This window comes from Spartinivicinus marinus (assembly GCF_026309355.1).
In the GTDB taxonomy this organism is placed as follows: domain Bacteria; phylum Pseudomonadota; class Gammaproteobacteria; order Pseudomonadales; family Zooshikellaceae; genus Spartinivicinus; species Spartinivicinus marinus.
Map to the genome: position 1 here is coordinate 3,496,591 of NZ_JAPJZK010000001.1, position 24,139 is coordinate 3,520,729.

Annotated in this window: 24 protein-coding genes and 1 tRNA gene; 18 read left to right on the forward strand and 7 right to left on the reverse strand. The window is 38.5% G+C overall.

The window, feature by feature from the left end:
• Nucleotides 1-257: 257 nt before the first annotated feature.
• Nucleotides 258-995, reverse strand: coding sequence for a protein-L-isoaspartate(D-aspartate) O-methyltransferase (locus OQE68_RS15705; RefSeq protein ID WP_180568676.1), 738 nt, complete (start codon nucleotides 993-995; stop codon nucleotides 258-260).
• Between the two features lie 191 nt (nucleotides 996-1,186).
• Between OQE68_RS15705 and OQE68_RS15710 the strand changes: the two genes are divergently transcribed.
• Nucleotides 1,187-2,668 (forward strand): rhomboid family intramembrane serine protease, encoded by a 1,482-nt coding sequence (locus tag OQE68_RS15710; protein WP_180568675.1) that lies wholly within the window; start codon nucleotides 1,187-1,189, stop codon nucleotides 2,666-2,668.
• A gap of 106 nt (nucleotides 2,669-2,774) precedes the next feature.
• Here the strand turns inward: OQE68_RS15710 and OQE68_RS15715 are convergent, their stop codons facing one another.
• Complete coding sequence (locus tag OQE68_RS15715) at nucleotides 2,775-4,208, reverse strand: MATE family efflux transporter (RefSeq protein ID WP_180568674.1); 1,434 nt, start codon at nucleotides 4,206-4,208, stop codon at nucleotides 2,775-2,777.
• A 199-nt stretch (nucleotides 4,209-4,407) separates the two neighbouring features.
• Between OQE68_RS15715 and OQE68_RS15720 the strand changes: the two genes are divergently transcribed.
• The 3 genes from OQE68_RS15720 to OQE68_RS15730 are packed head-to-tail and all read left to right on the forward strand — an operon-like array spanning nucleotide 4,408 to nucleotide 7,083.
• Nucleotides 4,408-5,781, forward strand: coding sequence for an NfeD family protein (locus OQE68_RS15720; protein WP_180568673.1), 1,374 nt, complete (start codon nucleotides 4,408-4,410; stop codon nucleotides 5,779-5,781).
• The gene (locus OQE68_RS15725; protein ID WP_180568672.1) at nucleotides 5,781-6,524 is read left to right on the forward strand and encodes a slipin family protein; all 744 of its coding nucleotides are present in this window, start codon (nucleotides 5,781-5,783) and stop codon (nucleotides 6,522-6,524) included. The genes OQE68_RS15720 and OQE68_RS15725 overlap by 1 nt, the downstream gene beginning before the upstream one ends.
• A gap of 34 nt (nucleotides 6,525-6,558) precedes the next feature.
• The gene (locus OQE68_RS15730; protein ID WP_180568671.1) at nucleotides 6,559-7,083 is read left to right on the forward strand and encodes a 2-thiouracil desulfurase family protein; all 525 of its coding nucleotides are present in this window, start codon (nucleotides 6,559-6,561) and stop codon (nucleotides 7,081-7,083) included.
• Here OQE68_RS15730 and OQE68_RS15735 read toward each other — a convergent pair.
• On the reverse strand, nucleotides 7,078-8,289 hold the full coding sequence (locus tag OQE68_RS15735) for a GGDEF domain-containing protein (protein ID WP_180568670.1): 1,212 nt from the start codon (nucleotides 8,287-8,289) through the stop codon (nucleotides 7,078-7,080). The two genes, OQE68_RS15730 and OQE68_RS15735, sit on opposite strands and share 6 nt — an antisense overlap.
• A 319-nt stretch (nucleotides 8,290-8,608) precedes the next feature.
• Nucleotides 8,609-9,334, reverse strand: coding sequence for a substrate-binding periplasmic protein (locus OQE68_RS15740; protein ID WP_180568669.1), 726 nt, complete (start codon nucleotides 9,332-9,334; stop codon nucleotides 8,609-8,611).
• 334 nt (nucleotides 9,335-9,668) lie between these two features.
• Here OQE68_RS15740 and OQE68_RS15745 point away from each other — a divergent pair, with 334 nt between their 5' ends.
• Nucleotides 9,669-10,355 carry a PspA/IM30 family protein gene (locus OQE68_RS15745; protein ID WP_180568668.1) on the forward strand — a complete coding sequence of 229 codons (687 nt, stop codon included), beginning with the start codon at nucleotides 9,669-9,671 and terminating at the stop codon, nucleotides 10,353-10,355.
• A gap of 92 nt (nucleotides 10,356-10,447) precedes the next feature.
• Complete coding sequence (locus OQE68_RS15750; RefSeq protein ID WP_180568667.1) at nucleotides 10,448-10,717, forward strand: hypothetical protein; 270 nt, start codon at nucleotides 10,448-10,450, stop codon at nucleotides 10,715-10,717.
• A 196-nt stretch (nucleotides 10,718-10,913) separates the two neighbouring features.
• On the opposite strand, the gene OQE68_RS15755 is transcribed toward OQE68_RS15750, so the two are convergent.
• Complete coding sequence (locus tag OQE68_RS15755; protein WP_180568666.1) at nucleotides 10,914-11,099, reverse strand: hypothetical protein; 186 nt, start codon at nucleotides 11,097-11,099, stop codon at nucleotides 10,914-10,916.
• Between the two features lie 292 nt (nucleotides 11,100-11,391).
• Here OQE68_RS15755 and OQE68_RS15760 point away from each other — a divergent pair, with 292 nt between their 5' ends.
• The 4 genes from OQE68_RS15760 (at nucleotide 11,392) to OQE68_RS15775 (ending at nucleotide 15,302) form a co-directional block, all read left to right on the forward strand.
• Entirely contained in the window at nucleotides 11,392-11,781 is a 390-nt protein-coding gene (locus OQE68_RS15760; RefSeq protein WP_180568665.1) for a hypothetical protein, read from the forward strand.
• Nucleotides 11,782-12,010: 229 nt separating this feature from the next.
• On the forward strand, nucleotides 12,011-13,468 hold the full coding sequence (locus tag OQE68_RS15765; RefSeq protein ID WP_180568664.1) for an aminoacyl-histidine dipeptidase: 1,458 nt from the start codon (nucleotides 12,011-12,013) through the stop codon (nucleotides 13,466-13,468).
• A gap of 117 nt (nucleotides 13,469-13,585) precedes the next feature.
• Nucleotides 13,586-14,548, forward strand: coding sequence for a DUF1835 domain-containing protein (locus OQE68_RS15770; protein ID WP_180568663.1), 963 nt, complete (start codon nucleotides 13,586-13,588; stop codon nucleotides 14,546-14,548).
• Nucleotides 14,549-14,570: 22 nt separating this feature from the next.
• Nucleotides 14,571-15,302 carry an AAA family ATPase gene (locus tag OQE68_RS15775; protein ID WP_180568662.1) on the forward strand — a complete coding sequence of 244 codons (732 nt, stop codon included), beginning with the start codon at nucleotides 14,571-14,573 and terminating at the stop codon, nucleotides 15,300-15,302.
• A gap of 24 nt (nucleotides 15,303-15,326) precedes the next feature.
• Here OQE68_RS15775 and OQE68_RS15780 read toward each other — a convergent pair whose 3' ends face one another.
• Complete coding sequence (locus OQE68_RS15780) at nucleotides 15,327-15,722, reverse strand: YqaA family protein (RefSeq protein ID WP_255490870.1); 396 nt, start codon at nucleotides 15,720-15,722, stop codon at nucleotides 15,327-15,329.
• Between the two features lie 323 nt (nucleotides 15,723-16,045).
• Here OQE68_RS15780 and OQE68_RS15785 point away from each other — a divergent pair, with 323 nt between their 5' ends.
• The 8 genes from OQE68_RS15785 to OQE68_RS15820 all read left to right on the forward strand — a co-directional run bounded on the left by OQE68_RS15785 (nucleotide 16,046) and on the right by OQE68_RS15820 (nucleotide 23,398).
• The gene (locus OQE68_RS15785; RefSeq protein WP_180568660.1) at nucleotides 16,046-16,579 is read left to right on the forward strand and encodes a TerB family tellurite resistance protein; all 534 of its coding nucleotides are present in this window, start codon (nucleotides 16,046-16,048) and stop codon (nucleotides 16,577-16,579) included.
• Nucleotides 16,580-16,609: 30 nt separating this feature from the next.
• Nucleotides 16,610-17,188 carry a zinc metalloprotease gene (locus OQE68_RS15790; RefSeq protein ID WP_180568659.1) on the forward strand — a complete coding sequence of 193 codons (579 nt, stop codon included), beginning with the start codon at nucleotides 16,610-16,612 and terminating at the stop codon, nucleotides 17,186-17,188.
• Between the two features lie 150 nt (nucleotides 17,189-17,338).
• Nucleotides 17,339-17,875: a hypothetical protein gene (locus OQE68_RS15795; protein WP_180568658.1), complete on the forward strand. Its 537-nt coding sequence runs from the start codon at nucleotides 17,339-17,341 to the stop codon at nucleotides 17,873-17,875.
• Between the two features lie 526 nt (nucleotides 17,876-18,401).
• On the forward strand, nucleotides 18,402-19,292 hold the full coding sequence (locus tag OQE68_RS15800; RefSeq protein ID WP_180568657.1) for an alpha/beta hydrolase: 891 nt from the start codon (nucleotides 18,402-18,404) through the stop codon (nucleotides 19,290-19,292).
• A 256-nt stretch (nucleotides 19,293-19,548) separates the two neighbouring features.
• A complete protein-coding gene (locus OQE68_RS15805) occupies nucleotides 19,549-20,442 on the forward strand; it encodes an IS982 family transposase (protein WP_266195693.1) in 894 nt (297 codons plus the stop codon).
• 499 nt (nucleotides 20,443-20,941) lie between these two features.
• Nucleotides 20,942-22,342, forward strand: a complete 1,401-nt coding sequence (locus OQE68_RS15810) for a transposase (protein WP_266195417.1) — start codon at nucleotides 20,942-20,944, stop codon at nucleotides 22,340-22,342.
• Between the two features lie 142 nt (nucleotides 22,343-22,484).
• Nucleotides 22,485-23,063 (forward strand): BRO-N domain-containing protein, encoded by a 579-nt coding sequence (locus OQE68_RS15815; RefSeq protein ID WP_163831892.1) that lies wholly within the window; start codon nucleotides 22,485-22,487, stop codon nucleotides 23,061-23,063.
• Nucleotides 23,064-23,068: 5 nt separating this feature from the next.
• The gene (locus OQE68_RS15820) at nucleotides 23,069-23,398 is read left to right on the forward strand and encodes a hypothetical protein (protein WP_180571074.1); all 330 of its coding nucleotides are present in this window, start codon (nucleotides 23,069-23,071) and stop codon (nucleotides 23,396-23,398) included.
• A gap of 434 nt (nucleotides 23,399-23,832) precedes the next feature.
• Here OQE68_RS15820 and OQE68_RS15825 read toward each other — a convergent pair.
• Nucleotides 23,833-23,909: transfer RNA gene (locus OQE68_RS15825), tRNA-Ile, on the reverse strand.
• Nucleotides 23,910-24,139 lie beyond the last annotated feature (230 nt).

The following is a 24,139-nucleotide window of genomic DNA, read 5'->3' on the forward strand; positions in this document are numbered from 1 at the left end:
AAATATTTAGCAAGCCATTTTTGATAAAGGCTGATAAAAGTGCCACTTATTGCTATTCCTAAAATAGCTAGGCTAATGAACATATAAGCGAAATGGTTCCACTGAATAATTGCAAAGAGCCGTATAAGAAGAATTTCATAGCTAAGCAATGCAGCAGAAATAATAAAAATACTACAATAAGGCACTTTTAACTGGTGAGAATTGAAATTGATTGACCCACTGCTTATCATGATAAGTGCCAGCTTGAAGTGATCAGGTTAGTGCTTCCCTGTTAAAGGTACAAACCTAACTGGCAACACTTGACGGGTGGTGACCTGTGTATCTGAAATTTTTTCTATTAGAATGAGGTGTTGGGTAAAGAATTGATCCCCAACAGGGATAATCATTTTACCTCCTACCTTCAATTGTTTAACCAATGGTGGTGGAATTTGCCCAGCAGCAGCGGTGACAATTATGCCGTCGAAAGGCGAATATTCTGGCCAGCCATAATACCCATCAGCAAACTTAGTGGCGATGTTTTCATAACCGAGTTTAGCTAGTCGTTCAGAAGAGATTGTTGCAAGTTCTTCAATGATTTCTATGGTATATACCTGTTTAACAAGAGAGGCTAATACAGCTGCTTGATAGCCGGAGCCGGTACCCACTTCAAGAATGACATCCTCTTTATCGGGCTCTAGAAGGTCGGTCATTAAAGCAACAATGTAGGGTTGAGAAATGGTTTGACCATAACCAATAGGTAGTGGACGGTTATCATAAGACCAACGTTGCTCTGATACTGGTACAAATTTATGTCTTGGCACGGTTGCAATCGCTTTCATTACAGTATCATATAAGCTTGACTTACCTATGAAATAGCTAGTTTCTTTCACTTCTTCGACTATTTCTTGAACCATTTCTTGGCGCATAGTTTCCCACTCATCCCCATAACAAATGCTCAGCTGGCTAATGGTTAGACCAGCAATGATATAGATAAGATCGTTTAACCATTGCTTCATAATTATGCATATTTAGATTTAGACATTGATTTTATAGTTACAAACTGTATAAACCGTTTGCTAGTGTTTTAATATAGATAGTAGAAGCTTATCTCCTTAGCAATGAATACTGTTGCAAAAGGGGCTCTTGCTAGCTTTTGCGGATGCCTGAATGGGTTTGGGCTAAGTTTTATCATGTTAGGTTAAAGTGAATGTTAATCATACCAGTAGAACATCAAATTAACTGGAAAAATCCCCCGGTTGCTACATTACTAGTCATTCTGATTAATTGTATTATTTATTTTGGTTATCAAATAGGTGATGATGAGAAGTATTATCAAGCCATGCGTTATTATGAAAAGCATGAGCTATATACTAATGAACGAGATCTTTATCTACAGTATCTGAAAAACAAGGATGTAGAGCAATATAAGCAAGCCAGTAGACTGGTTGATCGTGAAGATGATAAGAGTCTGCGTTTAGTGATTATCAATGACTTAGGATTTGATTATTTTTTAAAAACGGCCCTCGAAAAAAAACTAAGGACTAAAGAAATTAAGGCTTGGACCAAAAATCGTCAGGAATTCGAAGCACTAAGAAATGAAGCTAGCTTTATCAAGTTTGGCATTATACCTGGTAATGTTACTGTAGAGGGTATGCTCGGCTCTATTTTTATGCATGGCAGCATCGATCACTTGCTAGGAAATATGATTTTTTTGTTTATCTTAGGGTACTCTCTAGAAATTGCTTTTGGTCGATTAGCATACTTAAGTTTATATATGTTAACAGGTATATTTGCTAACGTACTTTATGTGGCTTTGGAATGGGGAGAATACCGGCCCGGTGTAGGTGCTTCGGGAGCAATTGCTGGCTTAATGGGGATGTATGTAGCGCTATATGGAGCACGTAAGATTCAGTTTTTTTATTGGGTGCTATTTTATTTTAACTATATAAAAGTCCCCGCTTTTTGGGTATTCCCATTTTGGGTAGGCAAGGAGCTTTATGGTGCTCTAGCTGCTAATGATCATGTGAATTATTGGGCGCATTTAGGTGGGTTGATAAGTGGCTTTTTTATCGTATTGGCTACGAAACAACGATTGATAAAGGTAGATACTGATTATATTGATAAGGTTGATCCATTAGCTGACTATCATCAAAAAGTAGCTAGGCTGGAACAGCTGATTTCAGATATGAAACTTGATCAGGCCCGTACACTTTGTAAAAAAATTATTGGAGAATACCCTAATCAACTTGATACTTATCGTCAATACTATAATTTGTTAAAAAACAGACCTGTATATGATGATCCTAAAAGTGAATACAACCAGTTAGTATTTTCTATATTTAAACTACCTGCGTCTACTGACACTATTAAGTTGATTGCGGATATCTTTGATGATTATTACAATAAAACTAAGTTTGATGGAATTTTGAGGGTGCCTAAATTGAGCCTGATGCTATCCAATAAATTTGTCAATAATAATTATTATTCTGGTGCGGAAATACTTGTAAGAAACTTGTTGCAAACGAATCAATTTCCTGATGGAATACAAAAAGTTATTTACTTGTTGGGGGTTAACTATGGAAAACAGGGCGATAAAAATGGCCAGAAAAAATACTTTAGTGTTTTGACTAAACACTTTCCTCAGACTGAAGAGGCAAAGTTAGCAAGCATGGCATTAGCAATAAAATAGTTTTACCATCTTATTTTTAGCTCTCTCATCCTAACCTTCTCCACTCCATGATGGAGAAGGGGTTAGGTTTGAGGACTACAGTTTATTTGAAAGGGAGAGAAGGGTTTTATGAAGCTTGTAAGCTATTTATAACCTTAATAAACTCTGTTGCTTGTTTGGCCTCGATTGAATTTGGAAACTTCTTTGCAACAAAATTCAATAACTGCAATGCTTGTTTATCCATGTGTAGTCTGTCGGAGTATGTTTTGCCCGCTAATAAATATGCCTTTGCCAACCCAGGGTATTGAGGATCAAGTTGGTGTAGGTTTTTCATTAATACTAACCCTTCCTTTGGTTTGCCTGAATTAATAAGAGCCTCTGCAATTTGGTGGCGCATTTTTATGTCTTCAATTGCCTCTTTTATTGGAAAGCTAGGTGCACCTTTTTGGCAATTTAGATACACCTGAGAAGCTTGGTAGCTATTATTTGTTTGCAGTAAAAGCTTGAGGTAAGCAATGCCATGGTATACCAAGCGCTTTTCATCGTTGGTTTCAGTTAATAATTCATGGAAGCGTTTGTGAATATCCAGATCATTTGGAAATTGGTCTATTTTACTTCTTACAATACTTAATGCCTGATCCATATTACCTTCTTTAAGATAGATTTCAGCATCGGCAAGCGTTTGTTTTATATAATATTCTTCATCTGATATTAACTCATCATCTTCCATATCAGCTGTATATCCAAGTTTTTCCTGGCTTTGAAAGAGTGTATACCCCATCAAGCTGAACATGACTAAAATGAAGTATCCATTAACAAAGGTATTGACACTTTGGAATAGCAATGGGTGAATCTTGGTAGCCAAAAAGGCATCTACCACCGTATTACTGATAGATAAAATGACTAAAAACACGCAAAGAATGCAGTAAGGCCAGCCAATACCAGAGATAATAAACCAGAGTCGAGATGGGTTGATAGCGGCAGTTACTGAATGCTCCCATGCTAGTGTCATGACACTAGCGGGAAATGCAAAAATTGCCAGAATTAATCCAACAAAAAACAGAATAATACTTATTTTGGCTAAATAGTATAGAAAAACACCAGTTAGAATAAATACTATTAATTGTCTAAAAAACAAACTAAAACCAGTGCCAGAAAATAAAGTGGTTATGCTGGGGGGAGTCATATCCCCATGACTGGTTAATTCGATAATAGAATAAGAGTATTTATAGATAATGCTTATCAGTATTAGCCAGCTAAAGATACCTAGGAGTCCTGTCAATTCTAACGCTGCAAAGGCAAGTGATGAAATGACCAGAAACATTACTGAATCCTGATTGAAAGGATACAGAAAAAAACGATTAATTTGTGTCCAAAATGGGGGGATTTTATTAGCAGAGCCTAGATAGCTCAGCGGTTCGGTACACATTAAACACTTGGGGGCAGTCAGGCCCTGAGGTGGTTTGATGATACAACAATCGCCATAGAGCTTTTGGCATTTTCTGCATCGCCAGGTAGCAGGCTCGCGTTGATGATATTTGCAATAATCTTTTTTACTCATAACTTCCCTTCAGGGTCATGCTCGTTCTGAGGCAATTTAACTATATTGACTATAGTTATGAAAGGGCATCTCTAATAATTGTTTGCCAAAATATAGAAAAGGGATTCTAAATTAGTGTAAAGCCAGAATGAATAGCTGCGCCAGGATTATATATATTCACATTAAAGCTTTATGTCATGTAAAAAGGCTGTTTACACTTATGCTTTTTTTTCTTATTGAGGCAGTAGAAGCGCCTAGTCTGAGTGCAGCTGAATTCATCGAAGATGACATCATGCCTGTGAAAGGGGCTGTATGGGTGTTGAAAGTTAAAGGAGCAATTGGACCTGCTTCGGCAGATTACATCATTCGAGGTGTAGAAGATGCTGCAGTGGGAAATGCTTCATTAGTTGTGTTATTGCTGGATACGCCGGGTGGTCTAGATATGGCCATGAGGGATATTGTTCAGGCTATTTTAGCTAGTACCGTACCGGTTGCTACTTTTGTTTATCCTAAAGGGGCCAGGGCTGCTAGTGCAGGCACTTTCATTCTCTATGCCAGTCATATTGCTGTCATGGCACCTGCGACAAGTTTAGGAGCAGCAACACCCGTTCAAATAGGAACTCCACAGTCTTCAAAACCAACGGAAAAAGAAGAGCAGAATAAAACTACAGGCAAAAAAGCTAATAAAGAGGCTTCTATTGATGCACAAACTACCATGCAAAGAAAGCAGATTAATGATGCAGTAGCATATATAAAAGGGTTAGCAAAAGAGCGTAATCGTAATAGCGAATGGGCTGAGCAAGCAGTAAGGAATGCCGCAAGCTTAACAGCTAAAGAAGCATTGAAAAAAAATGTAATTGATTTAATAGCAAATGATGTAACTGATTTGATTAAACAGTTACATATGAAAAAGGTTGCAGTTAATGAGTCAAATATAATGCTTGAGGTGGCTGATAAGCCACTTCACTATGTTAAGCCTGATTGGCGCAATCGATTTTTGCAGGTTATTACCGACCCTAATATTGCTTATATATTAATGTTGATTGGCTTGTATGGGCTAATTCTGGAGTTTTATAACCCTGGTATTGGGGTGGCAGGTATAACAGGAGCGATTTGTTTATTACTAGCTGCATATGCATTTCAAATGCTGCCATTCAATTGGGCTGGTTTTGGGCTGATCATTTTAGGGGCTTTATTGATGTTAGCAGAGGCATTTGCCCCTAGTTTTGGCATTTTAGGCATTGGGGGGATTGTAGCCTTTGTTTTAGGGTCGATTATGTTAGTTGACTCTCCAGAGGTTCCCTATCAAGTTGGTTTGCCTGTGATTATGGCATTTACTTTAGTGTCTGTATTGCTCTTTATAGTAACGCTTAGGTTATTGATTATGAGCCGTCGACAGCCTGTTGTATCTGGTATCGCGACTATTGTAGGGCGAAGTGGAGTTGTAATTAGCAATTTCAATGATCAGGGAATGGTTAAAGTCGATGGGGAGTTATGGAAGGCTGTAACAGATATCCCCTTAAATCGAGGGGATAAGATTACAGTTAAAGCTGTTAATGGTTTGATATTAACAGTTGAACGGGGAGACAATTAATGTATTATTTTTGGGCGTCGCTTATTTTATTGGCTGTAGTTATTTTAGCCAATACCTTTCATATGATGAGAGAGTATGAACGAGCTGTGGTATTTTTGCTAGGTAAATTTTATCAAGTAAAAGGACCGGGATTGATTATTGTGATTCCTGTTATCCAGCAGATGGTTAGGGTAGACTTGCGAACACGAGTGCTTGATGTTCCTACTCAAGATGTTATTTCTCGTGATAATGTATCTGTAAAAGTAAACGCAGTTATTTACTTTAGGGTGGTTGATGCAAAACAAGCCATTATTAACGTGGAAAATTTTTTAGAAGCAACCAGTCAGCTTTCACAAACGACATTACGATCTATTTTAGGTCAACACGAGCTGGATGAAATGCTAACAGCAAGGGATCATTTAAATGAGGCTATCCAAACAATTCTTGATGAGCAAACGGATACTTGGGGGATAAAAGTCAGCAATGTTGAAATAAAACATGTAGACCTGGATGAAAGTATGATTCGGGCAATTGCAAAACAGGCAGAAGCTGAGCGTGAGCGACGAGCGAAGGTTATACATGCAATTGGTGAATTAGAAGCGTCAGAAAAATTATTACAGGCGGCGAAAGTACTTTCTCAGCAGCAACAAGCATTACAGTTGCGTTATATGCAAACCCTGACAGAAGTTGCTGTAGATAAGAATTCAACTATCATATTTCCCTTGCCGGTTGACTTAATAAAACCTTTCTTTGAAAAAGAATAAGCTGAGGAAAACGAGTTTGAAAAGAAGTAGTTTGATGACCCAGAAAGTATTAATAAGTAGTTGTTTATTAGGTGAAAAAGTGCGCTACAATGGAAGCCACTGTCTTATAACGCACCCTATTATAAAGGAATGGCATCAACATAATCTTATTATTGCATTTTGCCCTGAAGTTGCAGGTGGTTTACCAATACCTCGACCTGCGGCAGAAATTTCAGGCGGTGCAGGTAAAGATGTTTGGGAGAGAGGAGCTGAGGTCATCATAAAACCTTTAGTTGACACTAATGCTAATGATGCTATCTCGCCAGATGTAATAGTTACCCAGGCCTTTAAAGCAGGAGCTGAACAATGTTTGGCTCTGGTTCATCAACATCAAATAAAACTCGCAATTCTCAAAGCAAAAAGCCCTTCTTGTGGTAGTGAAACAATATACGACGGTAGTTTTTCTGGGAAGCTAAGAGTTGGTGAGGGTGTAACCACTGCTTTGCTAGTTAAGTATGGAGTTAAAGTGTTTAGTGAGCTTCAGTTGAAACAAGCTTATGAGTATTGGCTAGGCTTATAAAATTTTCATTACAGCTTCTCGGGGAAGTAAATCTAGACCATAAATATTGTATTGATTACGTCCTTGGGCTTTTGCTTCATAAAGACTATGATCTGCATCTTTGATAGCTTGGTTCAATACAGTGGTGCTGTTGGCTGCCATTAAGCGGGCACCACAGCTAATGGTAATAAAATCCCCGCTTGGGGAGAAACCGTGAGGTATCTTTAAGTCGTGTACACCTTGTACCAATTTCTGGCAATATCTTTCCAGTCCTTCCATATTAATATCATATAATATTACGGCAAACTCTTCTCCCCCGTAACGGGCCACTACGTCCATTGGGCGTTTTGCTAGTTTTTGTAAAAAACTGGCGACTTGTTTTAGTGCCTCATCACCTTCACTATGACCATAATTATCGTTGTACTGTTTAAAATGATCAATATCTAATAAAAGGATACCAAGGCACTTGTTTTCACGGCATGCTTGTTTCCAAAGTCTTAAGCACTGATTATTGAAATACCGACGATTGAAAATACCCGTTAAGCTATCTGTATCGGCTAACTGGCTTAACATGCCTTTGGTTAAAAAACTTTCTCGTGTGCGAAACTCTACTAAGTAAGATCCAATGGCGCAAATGATGTATGTACCAAATAAAATAAGGCCACTGGTCATGGCCAGGGCAATATTGCCTATGATAAATAACTCAATGCCGATGTAACAGATAAAAGGTAGAAATGTAACCAACATAGCTTCTCTTACCACCATGCCAGAGAGAAAGAAACAAAATAGCCAAATTAAAATAATGCCTTCATAGGGGTAGTCGGGATTATAGGAATGGCCCAGGTTTACAATGATGACAACCCCTGCATTTACAAATGCACCGACTAGTACAGCGTAATATCGTGTATAACTCTGCCAGCGAATGGAATAAACCACTTTTAACATAGCTAGCAATATAGGCATCACTATAGCTAACCGAATAAACAGAAAGATAGATAAATATTGTGGTGGCGCGATAAAAACATCCATAATGGTGAACAGAGGCCAGAGAAAACAGCCTACTAAAATGGCCAGTTGACGCATACGCAGGGTTTCTTCATCATAGTAGCTGCGAAACACTGTTTCTATATCAGGGCTGAATTTAAGTTTGCGAAAGTCGTTATTTAGCTCATCGGCATAGTCGAGATTAACTGGAAAAGATAAAAGTGAATGGTGGTCTTTCATCATATGTAGCGTTTTGCTAAACCATCAAAAGAAATGTGGTGAAGTGTAAGCTATCTGTATAGTATAGCTAGTTCCTTTTCTTTCTATTGATTTTATCCTTTAGTGAGCGTCGAGTTATGTATGTTTTTAGCTGGGCGTACTGCTAGTAATCTAATGCTGCTGGACAAGTTAGGAGCTGCAGTTTGCTTTGTACTAAAACGGGTAACTACTTATTCCTGATTCTTCTATTAAGTATGCTATTGAGCAGAGTGGATTTGAAACAGTCCAACAATTGATAAAGGTGTACAGAAAGCTGGGTATCGATATGTGAATATTTACAATTTTATTGGGCTTCTTTATATATGCCTGCATTTTTTAATAGTGTAACCCAGTCGTTGTTATTTTTTAGCTTGTCTAACTGATTATTAATAAAATCACGAACGCCAGGTAGGTTTTTGGTTACTAGCATTTTTCGCTCGTATACTTGATGAGGTTTGCTGGCAATATAGATTTTATCTTCTGCATTATTTTTTTTCATTAAGTGAAAAAGCTCGCCTCTGGGAATAAGGATAACATCAACACGCTTGCTTAATAATTTCAAAAAATTTTTCTCGAAGGATGCACTGTCTTTACGATTGATCTTTCCATTGTTTACCAGCTCATCAATTCCTACATAACGGTGCCCCCTAACGCCACCAAATTTTTTGCCAGTGAGAGAGCTTGGTTCTTGGTAAGGTACAGGGTTTTCTTTTAAGGAAACGATTTCGTTTCGACCTAATACAACGCTATGGGTCCAGTTATAGCGAGTTTCACTTTTATCTCCAAACCAAATTGGATTAGCCCATATTGCAATCCCTTTTTGTTGCTCCTCAAGATACTTATTTAAACGAGGGCGGGGTAGAAACTTAGATGTAAAAGCCCATTTACCACCACTATTGCTGGTTAAGTGGTTTGCCAGAAAACTGGTGATGTCATTTTTGTCTTCATTAACACCAAAGGGTGGTGATTCGTAATAGCTCCAAATAGGAATCTCTTCTCCTGCGATACTTGTATTGCTAAACAGAATCAAGGATATGGCTACGAATAAACATTTCAACATTGCTTTCATCGATAAGTAAGTAATCAGACATATCTATTTTATAGTGGGTGACTGTGAGAATAGCAATTGAAGGTGTGTTATTGCTTTATGTGTATATTCGTGCTAGCAATAAAAATATATAAAAATCAATATGTTATATGGTTATTGAGGTATGAAAGCTGCTATTTGGCTTGTTACATGTAAAATAATATGGACAAACTTTGTCCTAACATGTAACATGTGAATCATTGTTACATGTAATGGTGGTTAAGGAGTTATCCTATCCCCAACTTAAATAAAACTTGAAATTTAAGAGGAAAAGCGCATGGGTATTTTAAATAAATTAATGACAGCTATTCGTGGTGCAGCAACTGAAACTGGGGAAGCAATTGTTGATAGCCAAGCGCTCCGTATTCTTGACCAGGAAATTCGTGATGCTAGTGAAGAGCTAAACCGTTCTAAAACAGCATTAGCCAATATCATGGCCAAGCAAAAATTAGTCGCTGATAAATGTGCTCAGCTGACTGCCAAAATTAACGAATATGAGCAATATGCTGGGCAGGCCTTGGACAAAGGTGATGAAACATTAGCTGTTAGTATTGCAGATAAAATAGCTGAGCTTGAAGCGCAACTGGCTTCAGAAGAAGAAGTGAAAGCTGGCTATACCAAAAGTGTTGAAAGCCTCCGTAGTGCAGTCAAACATGCAGAAAGCAATTTGAAGCGCTTAAGGCAGCAGGTTGATACCGTTAAGGCAACTGATAGTGTGCAAAAAGCCCAGGCAGCGGTGGCCGCCCGCTATAGTGGGGCAAACTCTAAAATGACTACGGCTGCTGACTCTTTAGAGAGGATTAAGCAAAAGCAAGCTGAGCGTGCTGCACAAATGGAGGCTGCACATGAATTATCAACAGAATGTGTTGAAAATGATTTAGAAAGCAAAATGAAAGCGGCCGGTATTAAAGCTAATGCATCAAGTGCTAATGATGTACTGGCGCGCTTAAAAGCGAAAAAATAAAGCTAAATAATTTCATGCCCATCAGCATTTTGCCCCTTGAGTAAGGGGCTTTTTTTTAACTGAAGGCGTCTCTAAATAAGGAGATAAAGTTTATGTACCCACTCAGAATATTCTTTTCTACAGCCTTATTTATAATATCCTTCTTTTTGCTCATGCAGCTTTTTATTGGTGGTTTTAGTTGGTTAACTTTAGTGCTGGCACTTTCAGGCTTTATTGTTGCACGGTATATTTGGCCCAAAAAGTCTCATCACGACAGTGAGAGTGCCAGGTATTGGTGGCTTGATATGTTTGAGGTAACCATTGAGCTTTCAGCTGAGTTTGTTATGTTACCTATACGAGCGCTTGGTAAACTAATTGACTAATTTAATATTGCACTCATCTGGTAAGGCAATCAATCCAAGCGCTCGTAGAGTAATGCATATAGAATATTGTGGTTATCAGTTGCCTAAAGGAGGGTAGTTCGAAAGGTTAGATAGAACGGGGGCTGCATAACGACCTGTAAGCTAGGAAGAGTAATCAGGTCGCTCGCATTCCATCGTTAGTATGGCTAGAACTTAACTACTTTTTCTTCTCTGATGGGCTACCAAGCACTATGCTCTTTCGGCCGCCGCTAGACTCATATCCGCTTTGACCTTTTGGAATTTCTTGAATTTCGCCGCCTGCTTTAAGAAAAGCTGCCACTTGATCGTCAATGTTTTTCTGGCGGGTTTCACTTGATAGTTCTTCTTGCTTCTTACGTGCCATGGGAGCTCCTGCTTTGGTTGAGTAAGTATTATACACAAAAGAGAGGAGGTTTGCTCTTCAATACTCTGATAGGTTTAACCTGATCCTGTATTCTGTTAAGTATAGTCGAACTCTAAAACTTATAGGGCGCTTATATTAAGTACTGCTGATGTTTGGGTGTTATTATTTACTAATCATCAACAACTACATCTGACAGCCGATATTGAGTTTATAGCAACTTAGGTATTTATTATCTTGGAATGAGGTGGGCTTGTGTTGGCATTCGTATAAGTGAAGAACTGAAAGAAGGACAATGAAGAAAATTGCAATTGAAGGCTCCTCTTTAAAGGAAGTGTTAAACTGGCCTGCAGAGTACTTTGATAGTTTCGTATTAGTCAATAAACCGATAGTTTTTACTATTGGATCGGCTGAAGTCTTGGGTCAGTTTGCTCAAAAAGAAACTGAGCTTATTGTAGAGCTAGCTCAAATTGATGGCGGTGGAGAAGGGGTACTGCCTACTATTGCGAAGGTGGCTAAATATATAGCAAAGCTAAAACAGTTAAGTGCGATAAATTGTATTGTCCATGCGATTGACTGCGCTAAACCAAACTTGAAACTTCGTGAGCATTTAGAAAAAACCGGGTTTGTTATTACAAATATTCCTGGTATAGGTGAAGCTTACTATAAAAAAATAATTGTATGAATAGAGTTTCAGAAAAAATAGAGTTTGATCACTATTGGCTTAGTTATTTAAAATCATTCGCGAAGAGTATATGTATTTGATCAAGAGAGTTTGAATCAACAATTAACAAGAGTCGAAAATTAGTTGGCTTTAATAACTATATTGGTGATGGTATTCTCTAAGCAAAAGTGAATGATATAAAAATGATTAGTAAGTGATATCTTAGAGTGTACCAAACTTGGAGGAAGTTTTGACATCAATTGCCAGTTTAACTCCTACACCTCTTTGGAGTATTTTTCATCAAATTACTCAAATTCCACGACCTTCAAAGCATGAAGAAGCTGTCGTATGTTATATAGAGTCTTTGTGTCGGGAGCATAACCTGTCTTATGAAAGAGATAACGTGGGTAATCTCATTATCCGAAAACCTGCAACACCGGGTATGGAGAATCGACGTGGTGTGGTTATGCAGGGACATGTGGATATGGTGCCACAGAAAAACGCTGACTCGGAACATAACTTCCTAACTGACCCAATAACTACCTTAATTGACGGCGAGTGGGTGACTGCTAAGGGTACCACCCTGGGTGCAGATAATGGAGTAGGGGTTGCTGCTGCTTTAGCGGTTATGATTGCTAATGATATTGAGCATGGTCCATTAGAAGTTCTATTAACTATAGATGAAGAAGCAGGTATGACCGGTGCTGCTGGTTTGGAGGCTGGTCATTTTGAAGGTGACATCTTGCTGAATATGGATACGGAAGATGAAGGTGAGCTTTATGTTGGCTGTGCGGGTGGTGTTGATGTCAGTGCTAAGATAGCGATGGATTGGCAGCATACATGTAGTGATGATATTGCATTTGAAGTTAAAGTGACAGGATTGCGGGGAGGGCACTCTGGATTAGATATTGATCAAGGCCGAGGTAATGCAAATAAAATCATCAACCGCTTCTTACTTGAAAACGTAGATAACTTAGGTGTAAAAGTCGCCTCATTTAATGGTGGGACGTTACGTAATGCTATACCTAGAGAGTCATTCACAATGCTTGTTGTCAACCAGCATAAAGAAATTGAATTTAAAAAGGCGTTAAATGATTTTCATCAAATAATAAAAAACGAATACAGCTCAGTTGAACCCAACTTATCTATTGAGGCATTGAAGGTGGACTTACCTGAGAGAGTATATACGCCTGAAAGTATAAAAAAGGTGGTTTACTCGGTTACTGCTTGCATTTCTGGTCCAGCAAGGATGAGTGATGAATTTAAAGGTGTTGTTGAAACATCTAACAATCTTGCAATTGTAAAATCTGACGATAATGATGTGCTGATATTATCTTTAGTGAGAAGCTTGGTTAATTCCGCTCGTGATGATCTGGCCAACAGTATTGCTGCAACTTTTAAAGTGGCGGATGCTGAAGTATCGATATCTGGTGAATATCCAGGCTGGAAGCCAAATCCAAACTCTAAAATATTAACTTTAATGAAGGAGCGGTATGAAGCATTATCCGGAGTGGTTCCGAAAGTTAAAGTTATCCACGCAGGGCTTGAGTGTGGTTTGCTAGGAAATCCTTATCCTCACTGGGATATGATTTCTTTTGGGCCAACCATTAGAAATGCCCATTCACCTGATGAAAAAGTACATATTCAGTCGGTAAGTAAATTTTGGGATTATTTAGTTGATACATTGAAGCATATACCAACAAAATAATAGTCAAACTCAAAAGCTGGTTTGGTATATCTTAACTTTATTCTGCAGGTATAACTGTAAACTGTGCGTTGCCAAAACCAAGTGACTTTAATTCAAACGGCTATAGAGGGTTGAAATATGCACATAACCAATGGTACCTCTGCTGCAGGGGTACTGAAACAGGCATTGGGTATTTCAAAGTCTGAGTTCTTAGTAGTTAATGATGTGCTTTCCTGTGGCCCACTACAGGCCATCACTTCAATCGACGACTGGATGTCTTATAGACAGGCTTATTGGAATGATGTGCAGAAGTTATGTGGTATAGAACCATTGGTAATGCAAGGGTTTGATCGTGACTTATATGTTGCTTATGAAGAATTGCAATCATCAGACAGAATTGATGTTTGGGTTGGTACGGCACTGAGTGATCAAGTAATGCTCTGCTTTTTGGTGTTTCTTTTTGAGCATTTAGGAATTGATTTTTCTAGAGTATTTATCCATCAATTTTCTAAAGTAGAGGGCGTTAAATATGAAATTCATGGTTTAGGAATGTTAAACCATGAAAAAGTCTTAAGTGCAGACACATCATACCAGTTAACAGATTGCTGGTATGCACTGGTCTCGTCAACCCCGGAATTATATATCAAGTTTATTCAAGAAGATAAAAAAGACTTGCCCTTTTTAGTATGTGCACTTAAATATTTAGTTTATCGTTATCCTAATAAACAAACAGGATTATCCATATGGGATGAGTCTATTCTGCGAAATACGCTTAAAGCTGGCCCTAAAGCAGCAAAAATAATTGGATTTACGTTAAGTGATGCTATGGATGGATGTGATTTAACAGGTGATTTGTATCAATTTACAATAATGAAAAAGTTAGGTAATGAGAACCTTAATCAACCGCTATTATCTTTAAATCGTCAGGATGGGGATATGAGAGAAACCAGGGTTGACCTAACTGAAATAGGCAAACAAGTTTTAAATGGTGAACTTAATGCAATTGAGCTTAATGGTATTAATGAATGGGTTTGTGGAGTGCATTTGAATAGTCTAGACAACACACTATGGCAAGGGCAAAATGGCGTGATTCTCACATAGTTTATGATTATATAGTGAAAGTATGCACTTTGAAGATAGGCCTTACATAAGAGAAATTCAGCTAAAGCGAGATGATATCGAAAGCTTTGATGTGTATCCTTTTAGTACTCCTTCAGTTAAAGAGCTGGATTTCTTAGAGTTTCACCCGGATGTCACATTTTTTGTAGGAGAAAACGGTACTGGTAAGTCCACTTTGATCGAAGCCATTGCCGTTGCCCTGGGGTTTAATCCCGAAGGTGGAACCAAACAATCAACTTTCACTACAAGTCGAACACATTCTGATCTTCACCAATACTTAAAATTAATTAAAAGCTTTAAACGACCTAAAGATGGTTATTTTCTTCGAGCAGAAAGCTTTTATAACCTGGCAACCTTTATGGATGATACGGGGTATCTAAAGGGCTATGGAGGTAAATCCTTACATGAACAGTCCCATGGTGAGTCATTCATGGCCACTTTAACTAACAAGCTACATGGGAATGGCCTGTATATTATGGATGAACCTGAGGCGGCGTTATCACCAGCCCGCCAAATGGCTGCGGTGTCAGCCATTCATCAATTGGTAGAAGAAAACTCTCAGTTTATTATCGCTACCCATTCACCAATCTTGCTGGCATATCCCAGATCAAAAATCTACCAGTTTTCTGAATCTGGAATATATGAAGTAAAGTATGAGGATACAGAGCATTATGTCGTTACAAAGGACTTTTTAAATAGACACGAGCAAATGATGCGTATTTTGATGGAAGAGTAATATATTCCGCTATAGCTCAGAGGGTCAGGTTAGGGTAATGATGGTAAAATAGGCCACCACGGCATAACGTACTGATTTACCAATGAGTGTCAGTAAAAAGAATATCCAGAATCTGACTTTCATTAACCCAGCAATAAAGGTTAGAGCGTCTCCTACTATAGGGGCCCATGCCATGAGTAATGACCAAACACCATACTTTTGAAACCAATGTTGAGCCTTGGATAGCTGTTTTTGCTTAAATGGAAACCACCTGCGATCCTGGTAGTGCAGAAGGTATCGCCCTAAAATCCAGTTTACTACTGCCCCCAGTGTATTACCTGTTGATGCTACCAACCAAATCAGGAACCAAGCCTTGGGCTCTTTAAGTATTTGAGCAGCAACTAGTACTTCTGAATAAAATGGCAGTATTGTTGCTGCCATAAATGCGCTGAAAAAAATCAATAGATAATCTAACAAGCTTACAATCCTGTGACTTAATATTTTAAATGTATATTATGACTGTCTGCTAAAGGTTTAGCTATACAATACTTGGCTGGTGGTATTTATATCAAAGTATCATGGAAGTGTTTTATAGGTATTATCCGAATAAAAATGGCATTTTCATTGGTAGTAAACGAATAGCAATAGCCTATTATTAGTTTGTAATAAAAAAACAACTTGTTTAAAATATGTTCGGTTTTGCTTAGCACTATATGTCAGTGAAAAAGCTATTAGAGATTCATTATTAAGGAAGTAGATAATAAATGCATATTATTATTGGGTTTTTAACTGCAGTTGCCGGTCTTGTTTGGGCATTGTATCGACTCCAAAATTCAGGTGTTGACCTCAACTCATTTAATCCATTTCACTGGGTAAGAAGGCGAAACTGGGAAAAGAAGCTAGGAACGAAACCCCTTCACTCGATTAGTAACCCCATGGAAGCTGCTGCAGTGCTGGTGGTTGCTATGGCTGAATTGAACGGTACAGTGACCCAAGAGCTCAAACAAAAAGTTATTTTATTGTTTGCTTCAGAGTTTAATATACCTGAAAAAGAGGCTATTCAATTGTATGCTTCCTCGTCATACTTACTGAAGGACGCTATAAATATTTCAGCTGAAGTAAAACATATTCTCGACCCAACCATTTCTCAGTATGAAAACCGCCACCAAAGCTCTCTTCTATCCATGTTAAATGCTGTTGGTAATTTTGAGGGGGACTTTAGCCAACCCCAAGCAGCGTTATTGAAAAGTATTAGTCAACTATTTAAATTGAAAAATAACCAGTCAAACCGGTGGTAAATATATTCAGTTTGATAGTGGTAGTATTTGATGAAAGATGTTAAGTACATAAAAATATGTACCTTAAAAGGTGTGCCAATAAATTTACACTGGTCTTTAGCTATTGTTTTGTTATTAATATTAGCTGGAGGTGCGTCTGATTTCTCCATTATTTTAGGTGGATTATCATTTTGGAGTATATTGCTGCTGCATGAATTAGGACATATGTACTTTGCATCAAAGCTTAACTTGCAAACAGTAAAAATAGATTTACACATATTACATGGAGTCTGTGAGTTTGAAGCTAGTACGGAATTTGATATATGTATTGTTTCCTGGGGAGGGGTTGTAGCTCAGTCATTAGTATTTGTACCTTGTATTATACTGTATAATGTTTTTGATGATCAGCTAGGTTGGTATTTAAGTACACCTTTAATTATTTTAGGATATTTGAATGCAATGATTGCCATAATAAATTTATCTCCTAGTAAATGGTTGGATGGTGGGTTATGCTGGCGAATAGTTCCATTATTAATAAAAAAAATTAAAATTTATAGAGATGTAAAGAGGGCTATAGAATTCCGTGCTATGTCACCAGAAAAAGCCATTAATAAAGCGCAGAAAAACTAACTCAGTATTCATGAGTTGATAGGTATTTTACTAATTGGGATATTAGTTTGTAAATGTTACCAACTACTGAACGCATTAGCATTACCCAGTCAACAGAATGATAAAGAACTTTGGTTGTAGAATATAAGAAAATTAGTTTTAAACATTATCATGAGTCGGAAAAAAGCTTTATCTCTAGTTACATTACTTATCGCAATAATTGGAATTGGTTTTGCGATGAGTCCATTTTTAATTGCTCTTAATCCGCCTTCTCACCTGCCTGAGTATGCTAAGGGATTCGATATTAATGGAATGAAAGAAAATTCTGTTAAAGCTGTCCATATCAAAGGCAGTAAAAAAGTTGGGCTTGGTAGTGGAAGTATGTGGGAGCCAGGTGATGCCTTGGTTATAGTAAGGGGTGAGGGCGAAGCGTTTTATCTTTATTGGGTACCTACATGGGAACAGCAATTCCTTATGCCTATATCATTTTGGGGGCAGCATGAGGGATATTGTAGGGAGCTTGGAGTGAAGGTGAGCCTGGATCAAAAGGTAATTAAATGCTTGAGTACGAAGTCTTCTAAGTCCTTCAATAAAGAGTGGATATGGTCTTTGAATGGACAAGGATTAGGCCGGTTCAGTCCAGACTTACATAAAATTAATTTTAGAGTTGAAGAGAAAGTGCTTTATGCATACTTATTTATCAAATAAAACTATTTAAAAATTACATGTTATGAATAGAAAACTCCTTTTTATCTTATCGTTTGTTTCATCAACTGTATTTGCCTGTCCAGATTTTTATGGTAAATGGAAGTCATCTAATAATTTAACAATGGGGTTTACGAATAAATGGGCCAATATTGAAGATAGGACAAAAAACTTTTTAACTCACAGTTAATAATTTCAATCGCTTTGGTTTCTGTACTGGCACTTTGGGCAAGTTATCATTAACTAGTAAGTATGAATAATCAGCAGTTATATAGCAGAGTGCATCAAATTAGCTGTTTTACTCCCAGGTATCATCTTTACACTACCAATAATACTATTGGTATCAACAGCTGATACTTTTAAATTAAACAATTTATTGATTGATAGTAGTCAGGCTCTTCTGAATGATACTTTATTTTAAAGAAAAGTGCTAAGGTTGCTGAATGAAGCTGGTTCGAAATATAATACTACTGTTTTCACTAATGCCCCTATTCAGGGTTGCTGAAATACTGGATGCTATAAGAGGTATATGGCTTTTAATAAAGTAATGAATAAACTAATTGTAGGGTCCATCGTAGCTTTTCTTACACTAGCCTTAGCAATTCTTTACACTGTTGGGACACAACTTATTCGTCCAACCCCAAGTAACATTGTTAAACCTGAAACAAACTTGCCATTATCAACAGTCAGTTTTAGGGGGGAGGGCAATATTCAGCTTAAAGGATGGTTTATCAAAAACCCCACTTCCAATGTGGGTGTGTTATTAATGCACGGTAATCAAAGTAATCGCTTATCCATGTTATCGAGAGCCAAGTTTCTATATCAGGCCGGCTATTCAGTGATGTTATTCGATTTAAGAGCGCATGGTGCTAGTGAAGGGGAATATAAAACATTTGGGTATTTAGAAGCAAAAGATGCAGAGCTGGCCATTAGCTTTTTTAAGCGGCAAGCCAAACTTAAAACAGTAGGAATTATTGGCACATCTTTAGGTGGTGCGGCTACTGTATTGAGTGACATGCCATTACCAGTCGAAGCAATAGTGATAGAGTCTGTTTACCCAGCGATTGAAAAAGCAATTATGAATCGGCTTACTGTTCGAATGGGGAAGTGGGGAGCTTACTTTGAGCCACTACTCACTTATCAATTACCACTGAGATTGGGGGTTAAGTCAACTGATTTACAGCCAGTGAAAAAGGTTGTAAATATCATGAAGTCCGTCTTTGTTATTGGTGGGGAGCAAGATACTCGCACCACACTAAAGGATACACAGTGGTTGTATAACAATATCCGATCACCTCAAAAAAGTTTATGGATTATTCCTGGGGTTGGTCATGCCAATTTTCATCATTTAACAAAGGTAATGTATGAAAAACGTGTATTATCATTTTTAAATCAATACTTGCCTATACAGAAAAAGTAATAACTAAGAGTTGGCAATGAATGAAAATTAGAAGAATAGTATATACGAGTCTGTAATTTAAATTACAGACTCAAGTAAGGAGTAAATCGATGTATCAATATAGAATACTTGTTTCTGTTAGCTATTGAATAGCCTATGCATTAAATCTACACATGATTTACTTACTTTAACGCGATGCTCGACTTTTAATAACTTGAAATGACAAACCCTAACCCCATCCTAAGTTTTGCGAAAACAGGGATATAAAGGAAAGGGAATGTCACTGGAAGAGTTTATCATCACTACTTATTGTTGGGTCGATGATGTTTTAACTGATTTATTAAAACGGCGGCGATTACGTCAGCGAGGAATTAAGCCCTCACTGTCGGATTCAGAAGTCATTACCATGGAGTTAATTGGTGAATTTCAAGGCCTTGATGCTGATACCGCTATCTGGAAATACTTCAAAGAGCATTGGAAAGCGTATTTTCCAGGCATAGGCTCAAGAAGCCAGTTTGCTAAACAAGCTGCTAATTTATGGGCGATAAAACAACAATTACAAAAGCAAGTAACAGCTGAGCTGGGTACTATTAATGATCCTATACATGTTGTCGATGGTTTTCCTTTGCCTGTTAGCCACTTTAAACGTGCAAGAAATTGCCGCCGCTTTAAAGAAGAGGCTGAGTATGGCTATTGTGCATCCAAGGGGGAAACCTATTATGGCTTTGAAGGGCACCTCATTATTGACTTTCATGGAGCCATAGCAGGATTTACATTAACCCCAGCAAGTGATGGCGAAAGGGAAGCTGTATGGGAGTTAACAGAAGGTATGCCGTCAGGCATGTTGTTAGGGGATAAAGGTTATTTGGGGGCTGAATTTAAAGCTGAATTGTTAGAGTTAAAATCGCTTCAGCTAGAAACCCCGGTTAGAGATAACATGATTGATCCTTTACCCAAGTCCTGGAGGAGCCAGCTTAATCGGTTACGACGACGAGTTGAGACAACCATTGGTCAGCTAGTAGAAAGGTTTAATATTCAGCGGACCAAAGGCAGAACCCTGTGGAGTTTGACTAATCGAATGACCCGCAAGCTGTTATCGCACAGCTTATGTGTATTATTTAATAGGAACCAAGGCAATGCCCCACTACAGTTATCTAAATTAATAGGCTGAAAAGTCGAGCATTGCGTCTTCTTAATAAATAAAGCTATGTATTAAGCTTGAAAGTTACCATCATAAGTTTACCTAAAAATATTGAAAAACTTATGATGGTAATTCAAGCTTATACCGTTGTAAGTGCCTTTCACCAAACCTTCACACTCCAACACCTTGACACCCAACACACCTCAGGTGTAGCCTTAAATCACTAGAACCAAAAAGCGGTATCCGCACCCGATAGATTTGCGGTTTTTTTGTGCCTGTAATTTGCGCACAAATATAGCTTTGCCATGCATGTTTGTTATGCCGGGTGGAGAGGCGTTAATAAAATACCCTTTCACTCGATTCCGAAGTTTTTAATGCTTGACTAGCACGATGAGAGAGATTCAGAAGACTGGACTACAGGTATTGCTCCATTTCTTCGCCTAGCAAAGAACGATCAACACGACACCTGCAGACCAGTGATGGTGTAGTATATCGCGCTTGTATTTCAATAGCGACTTGATGACGACTTGTGTTGATTACCCCTATTCCCCATGTGATAAAGTTTGTTCAAACTCTAAACGACACCTTGACTGTTTCTTTTCAATCTCCTGGATTAAGTCGTATCCAGTGTCGCTGGTTAACTATTATGCTGATGGGAATTGGTGTCACTGGTGTATTTTGCTGGGCTGTTTTTGAGCGGTGTAGCTTAGGAGCATTCAAGCAGGACCAATTACGTTGGATGTTTTACCATAGTAAAATTGCCTGGTCATTGTTGTTGCAAGCCAGTGTCCGACAAGTACTCAATCACTATCATATTACGAGAGGAGTACTCATTTTTGACGATAGTGATAAAGTCCGCTCCAAGAGAACACGACGTATTAAAGGTGTGCATAAAATAAAACATAAAAAATCCGGCGGCTATGTTCAAGGGCAAGAGCTAGTGTTTATGCTACTGGTGACACCTGTAGCTACCTTACCGATTGCTTTTCGCTTTTATACACCTGATCCAGCGTTAAGTGCTTGGCGTCAGAAAAATAAAGCCCTAAAGAGGCTGGGTATTCCTGGAAAAGAAAGACCCAAAAAACCTAAGCCCAACCCAGATTATCCGACCAAACAAGCTTTAGCACTTGAGATGGTTGAAGCATTTTCATTGTCATTTTCTGATATAAAGATTAATGCGGTCATTGCTGATGCACTGTATAGCACAGCAGAATTCATGGATAAGGCTTCCATTGCGACGGGTGGTGCTCAAGTGGTGAGTCAATTACGCTCCAATCAACTAATCCTTTCCCAAGGAAAAAAAGTACGACTTACACATTACTTTGCACGCCAAACAGGCGTCGATACCAAGTTAATTATCCGAGGCCAAAAAACACAGTCAATCACCATGCTGGCGGCTCGGGTTTATGTGAAAGCCCATGGTAAAAAGCGGTTTGTGGTTGCTTTGAAATATGAGGGAGAAAAAAATTATCGATATCTAGTGGCATCCGACATGTCCTGGCGGCATGGTGATATTGCTAGGGTTTATACATTGAGATGGTTAGTTGAGGTTTTCATTGAGGACTGGAAGCAACATGCTGGCTGGAACCGATTGGCCAAACAACAAGGCGAAGAAGGATCAACGCGAGGCGTGATCATGAGCCTGCTGTACGACCATATGTTACTGCTACATCCAGAGCAATCCGTCCGCCTTGAAAATAAGCAGCCCGGGCTTCCTGTTGGCTGTTTGACTGAGCGAATCAAAACAGAAGCCCTAATAAAAACTGTAGAAGCAGTTGTCACGGCTGATGAACCAAAACAGCAACTGAAAGCCTTTACCGCTGCAATAATCAGTGTGCTTCCTGAGCGCCGCTCGAAAAAGCATTTAGCGGGTTTAGATTTGGGCAAACAAGAGCCCACTGACTCATTAAAATACAGAGCGGCTGCATAAATAAATTAGCAGTTATGTCAACCTAAAAAAACTTCGGAATCGAGTTTCAGGGAAATAGCGCCCGGAGCACCTTTTTGGGCTCTAGTTGACACCCGGCTTTCCCAAAAGCCACACATATACTTAAACCAAAAAGGAGGCCAGGATGGCTACTTTAAATGCAAGTACTCCCTTTCAGCTAGTACCTAACCCTTATCATATCGTTCCCAATCCGTTTGAATATAACCGCGCTAAAATTCGTACCGCCTTACATCACAGTGGTGAGATTTGGTTTTGTGCTAAGGATGTGTGTGAAGCGGTGGGGTTACGCTGGCAGGGGGTAGGTAAATCCCTGCGGAATATTCCAGCCGAGTGGATCAGTATTGCCAGCTTACCGAATGGGGATTTTCAACAGGATATGTATATTATTTGCGAGCCAGCTTTATACCGATTGGTGTTTCGCTCGAATAAATCCCTGGCGGTAGATTTTACCAATTGGGTGTGCTGTGAAATTATTCCTACCATTCGTAAGCAAGGTTGTTATGACCAGGTGAGCCAACAGGACCAGGTTAAAATCACTAAAACCATTGTGAAATTGGTGAAGGAATTAAGCCATACCCAGGATGCGTTTATTTTTGATTTATTAAAACGTCGGCTAACAAGCTTGTGTAATTGTTTAGGTGAACCCATGCCTAACCTGGAATTACTAGGACAAAACCGTAATCAATTAGGGCTGGGGGTATAACGACAATGGAAGCGATTCAATTAACCCCTGAACAAGAACAAGCCTTAGCTACAGGTAAAATCCAGGTAGTGGGACAAAATAAAGTGTATTGGTTGTGTGAGGCTGAGCTACACGAATTAAATCCGTTTATTCGGCTGTCAGTAAAAGATGCAATTGCTCAGGCTGAAACCCTGAATTTCTTGCTGCAAACTTTGCTGGGTGAGCAGGAAGCAGACGGGAATATTATTAATTATGCCGCTGCTGATAGAGAAGGGATGACGCTGGTGATTGATTATATTATGAAGCTAATGCAGTTTTTAGCAATCAAACAACCGGCTGAGACTACCACCTTTTAGCGTTACTTTTTAATTCTGCTTTTTTGTGTCAATCAATACCTAATAGCCCTTTGGTTGTTGGGTATTTTTTTATCTGCTTTTTTTTCAACTGTCTGCATTACTAGTGTAATAGGGGAGTGTAAATATTTACCTATTTTAACCTTATTTAACGGATATTGACTGAAATAGGTTAAATTTTACATCGGTCTTTTTTTAGTCGTTAGCGCGATGGTAATTACTGGGGTTATAAGGGTAATAAATAAACAGGGGTTTTAATGGGGGGTTTTTAAACAAAAAAGCCGACATAAGCCGGCTTTGTAATAACCATCTCGGTGCGTTAATCGAGATAATTGGGTAACCCCGGGTCAGGGCTGACACTTTGTTGACACACCCGTGATTTGGGCGTTTTGTTAGTGTCTTGTAACAACAAGAAGCTTGTTCTTATTGCAGTAACTTGGTGGGCCCACCAGGACTTGAACCTGGGACCTGCCGATTATGAGTCGGACGCTCTAACCAACTGAGCTATGGGCCCGGAATGGAGGCAGGATTATACCTAGATGAAACTTAGTTGGCTATAGCAAAATTGAAAAAAATAAGAAGGGTTTATTTGCTTTGCTGATATGGATGAATATTACCCAGCTGTGCTCAAGACGTTCTATATCCAGTGCGAAGAGTAGATTTTCACCCTAAGTCTAATAGCCTGATTAGTTAATAGTTGTTAAAAAGTTAGGTTACATTTTATTTACAGTTAAAGCTCCCCCA

What these genes read in the sequence shown, in the direction of transcription:
- OQE68_RS15705 (WP_180568676.1), bottom strand. Translation starts at nt 995, where the DNA reads ATGAAGCAATGGTTAAACGATCTTATCTATATCATTGCTGGTCTAACC.
- OQE68_RS15710 (WP_180568675.1), top strand. Translation starts at nt 1,187, where the DNA reads ATGTTAATCATACCAGTAGAACATCAAATTAACTGGAAAAATCCCCCG.
- OQE68_RS15715 (WP_180568674.1), bottom strand. Translation starts at nt 4,208, where the DNA reads ATGAGTAAAAAAGATTATTGCAAATATCATCAACGCGAGCCTGCTACC.
- OQE68_RS15720 (WP_180568673.1), top strand. Translation starts at nt 4,408, where the DNA reads ATGCTTTTTTTTCTTATTGAGGCAGTAGAAGCGCCTAGTCTGAGTGCA.
- OQE68_RS15725 (WP_180568672.1), top strand. Translation starts at nt 5,781, where the DNA reads ATGTATTATTTTTGGGCGTCGCTTATTTTATTGGCTGTAGTTATTTTA.
- OQE68_RS15730 (WP_180568671.1), top strand. Translation starts at nt 6,559, where the DNA reads ATGACCCAGAAAGTATTAATAAGTAGTTGTTTATTAGGTGAAAAAGTG.
- OQE68_RS15735 (WP_180568670.1), bottom strand. Translation starts at nt 8,289, where the DNA reads ATGATGAAAGACCACCATTCACTTTTATCTTTTCCAGTTAATCTCGAC.
- OQE68_RS15745 (WP_180568668.1), top strand. Translation starts at nt 9,669, where the DNA reads ATGGGTATTTTAAATAAATTAATGACAGCTATTCGTGGTGCAGCAACT.
- OQE68_RS15750 (WP_180568667.1), top strand. Translation starts at nt 10,448, where the DNA reads ATGTACCCACTCAGAATATTCTTTTCTACAGCCTTATTTATAATATCC.
- OQE68_RS15755 (WP_180568666.1), bottom strand. Translation starts at nt 11,099, where the DNA reads ATGGCACGTAAGAAGCAAGAAGAACTATCAAGTGAAACCCGCCAGAAA.
- OQE68_RS15760 (WP_180568665.1), top strand. Translation starts at nt 11,392, where the DNA reads ATGAAGAAAATTGCAATTGAAGGCTCCTCTTTAAAGGAAGTGTTAAAC.
- OQE68_RS15770 (WP_180568663.1), top strand. Translation starts at nt 13,586, where the DNA reads ATGCACATAACCAATGGTACCTCTGCTGCAGGGGTACTGAAACAGGCA.
- OQE68_RS15775 (WP_180568662.1), top strand. Translation starts at nt 14,571, where the DNA reads ATGCACTTTGAAGATAGGCCTTACATAAGAGAAATTCAGCTAAAGCGA.
- OQE68_RS15780 (WP_255490870.1), bottom strand. Translation starts at nt 15,722, where the DNA reads ATGGCAGCAACAATACTGCCATTTTATTCAGAAGTACTAGTTGCTGCT.
- OQE68_RS15785 (WP_180568660.1), top strand. Translation starts at nt 16,046, where the DNA reads ATGCATATTATTATTGGGTTTTTAACTGCAGTTGCCGGTCTTGTTTGG.
- OQE68_RS15790 (WP_180568659.1), top strand. Translation starts at nt 16,610, where the DNA reads ATGAAAGATGTTAAGTACATAAAAATATGTACCTTAAAAGGTGTGCCA.
- OQE68_RS15795 (WP_180568658.1), top strand. Translation starts at nt 17,339, where the DNA reads ATGAGTCGGAAAAAAGCTTTATCTCTAGTTACATTACTTATCGCAATA.
- OQE68_RS15800 (WP_180568657.1), top strand. Translation starts at nt 18,402, where the DNA reads ATGGCTTTTAATAAAGTAATGAATAAACTAATTGTAGGGTCCATCGTA.
- OQE68_RS15805 (WP_266195693.1), top strand. Translation starts at nt 19,549, where the DNA reads ATGTCACTGGAAGAGTTTATCATCACTACTTATTGTTGGGTCGATGAT.
- OQE68_RS15815 (WP_163831892.1), top strand. Translation starts at nt 22,485, where the DNA reads ATGGCTACTTTAAATGCAAGTACTCCCTTTCAGCTAGTACCTAACCCT.
- OQE68_RS15820 (WP_180571074.1), top strand. Translation starts at nt 23,069, where the DNA reads ATGGAAGCGATTCAATTAACCCCTGAACAAGAACAAGCCTTAGCTACA.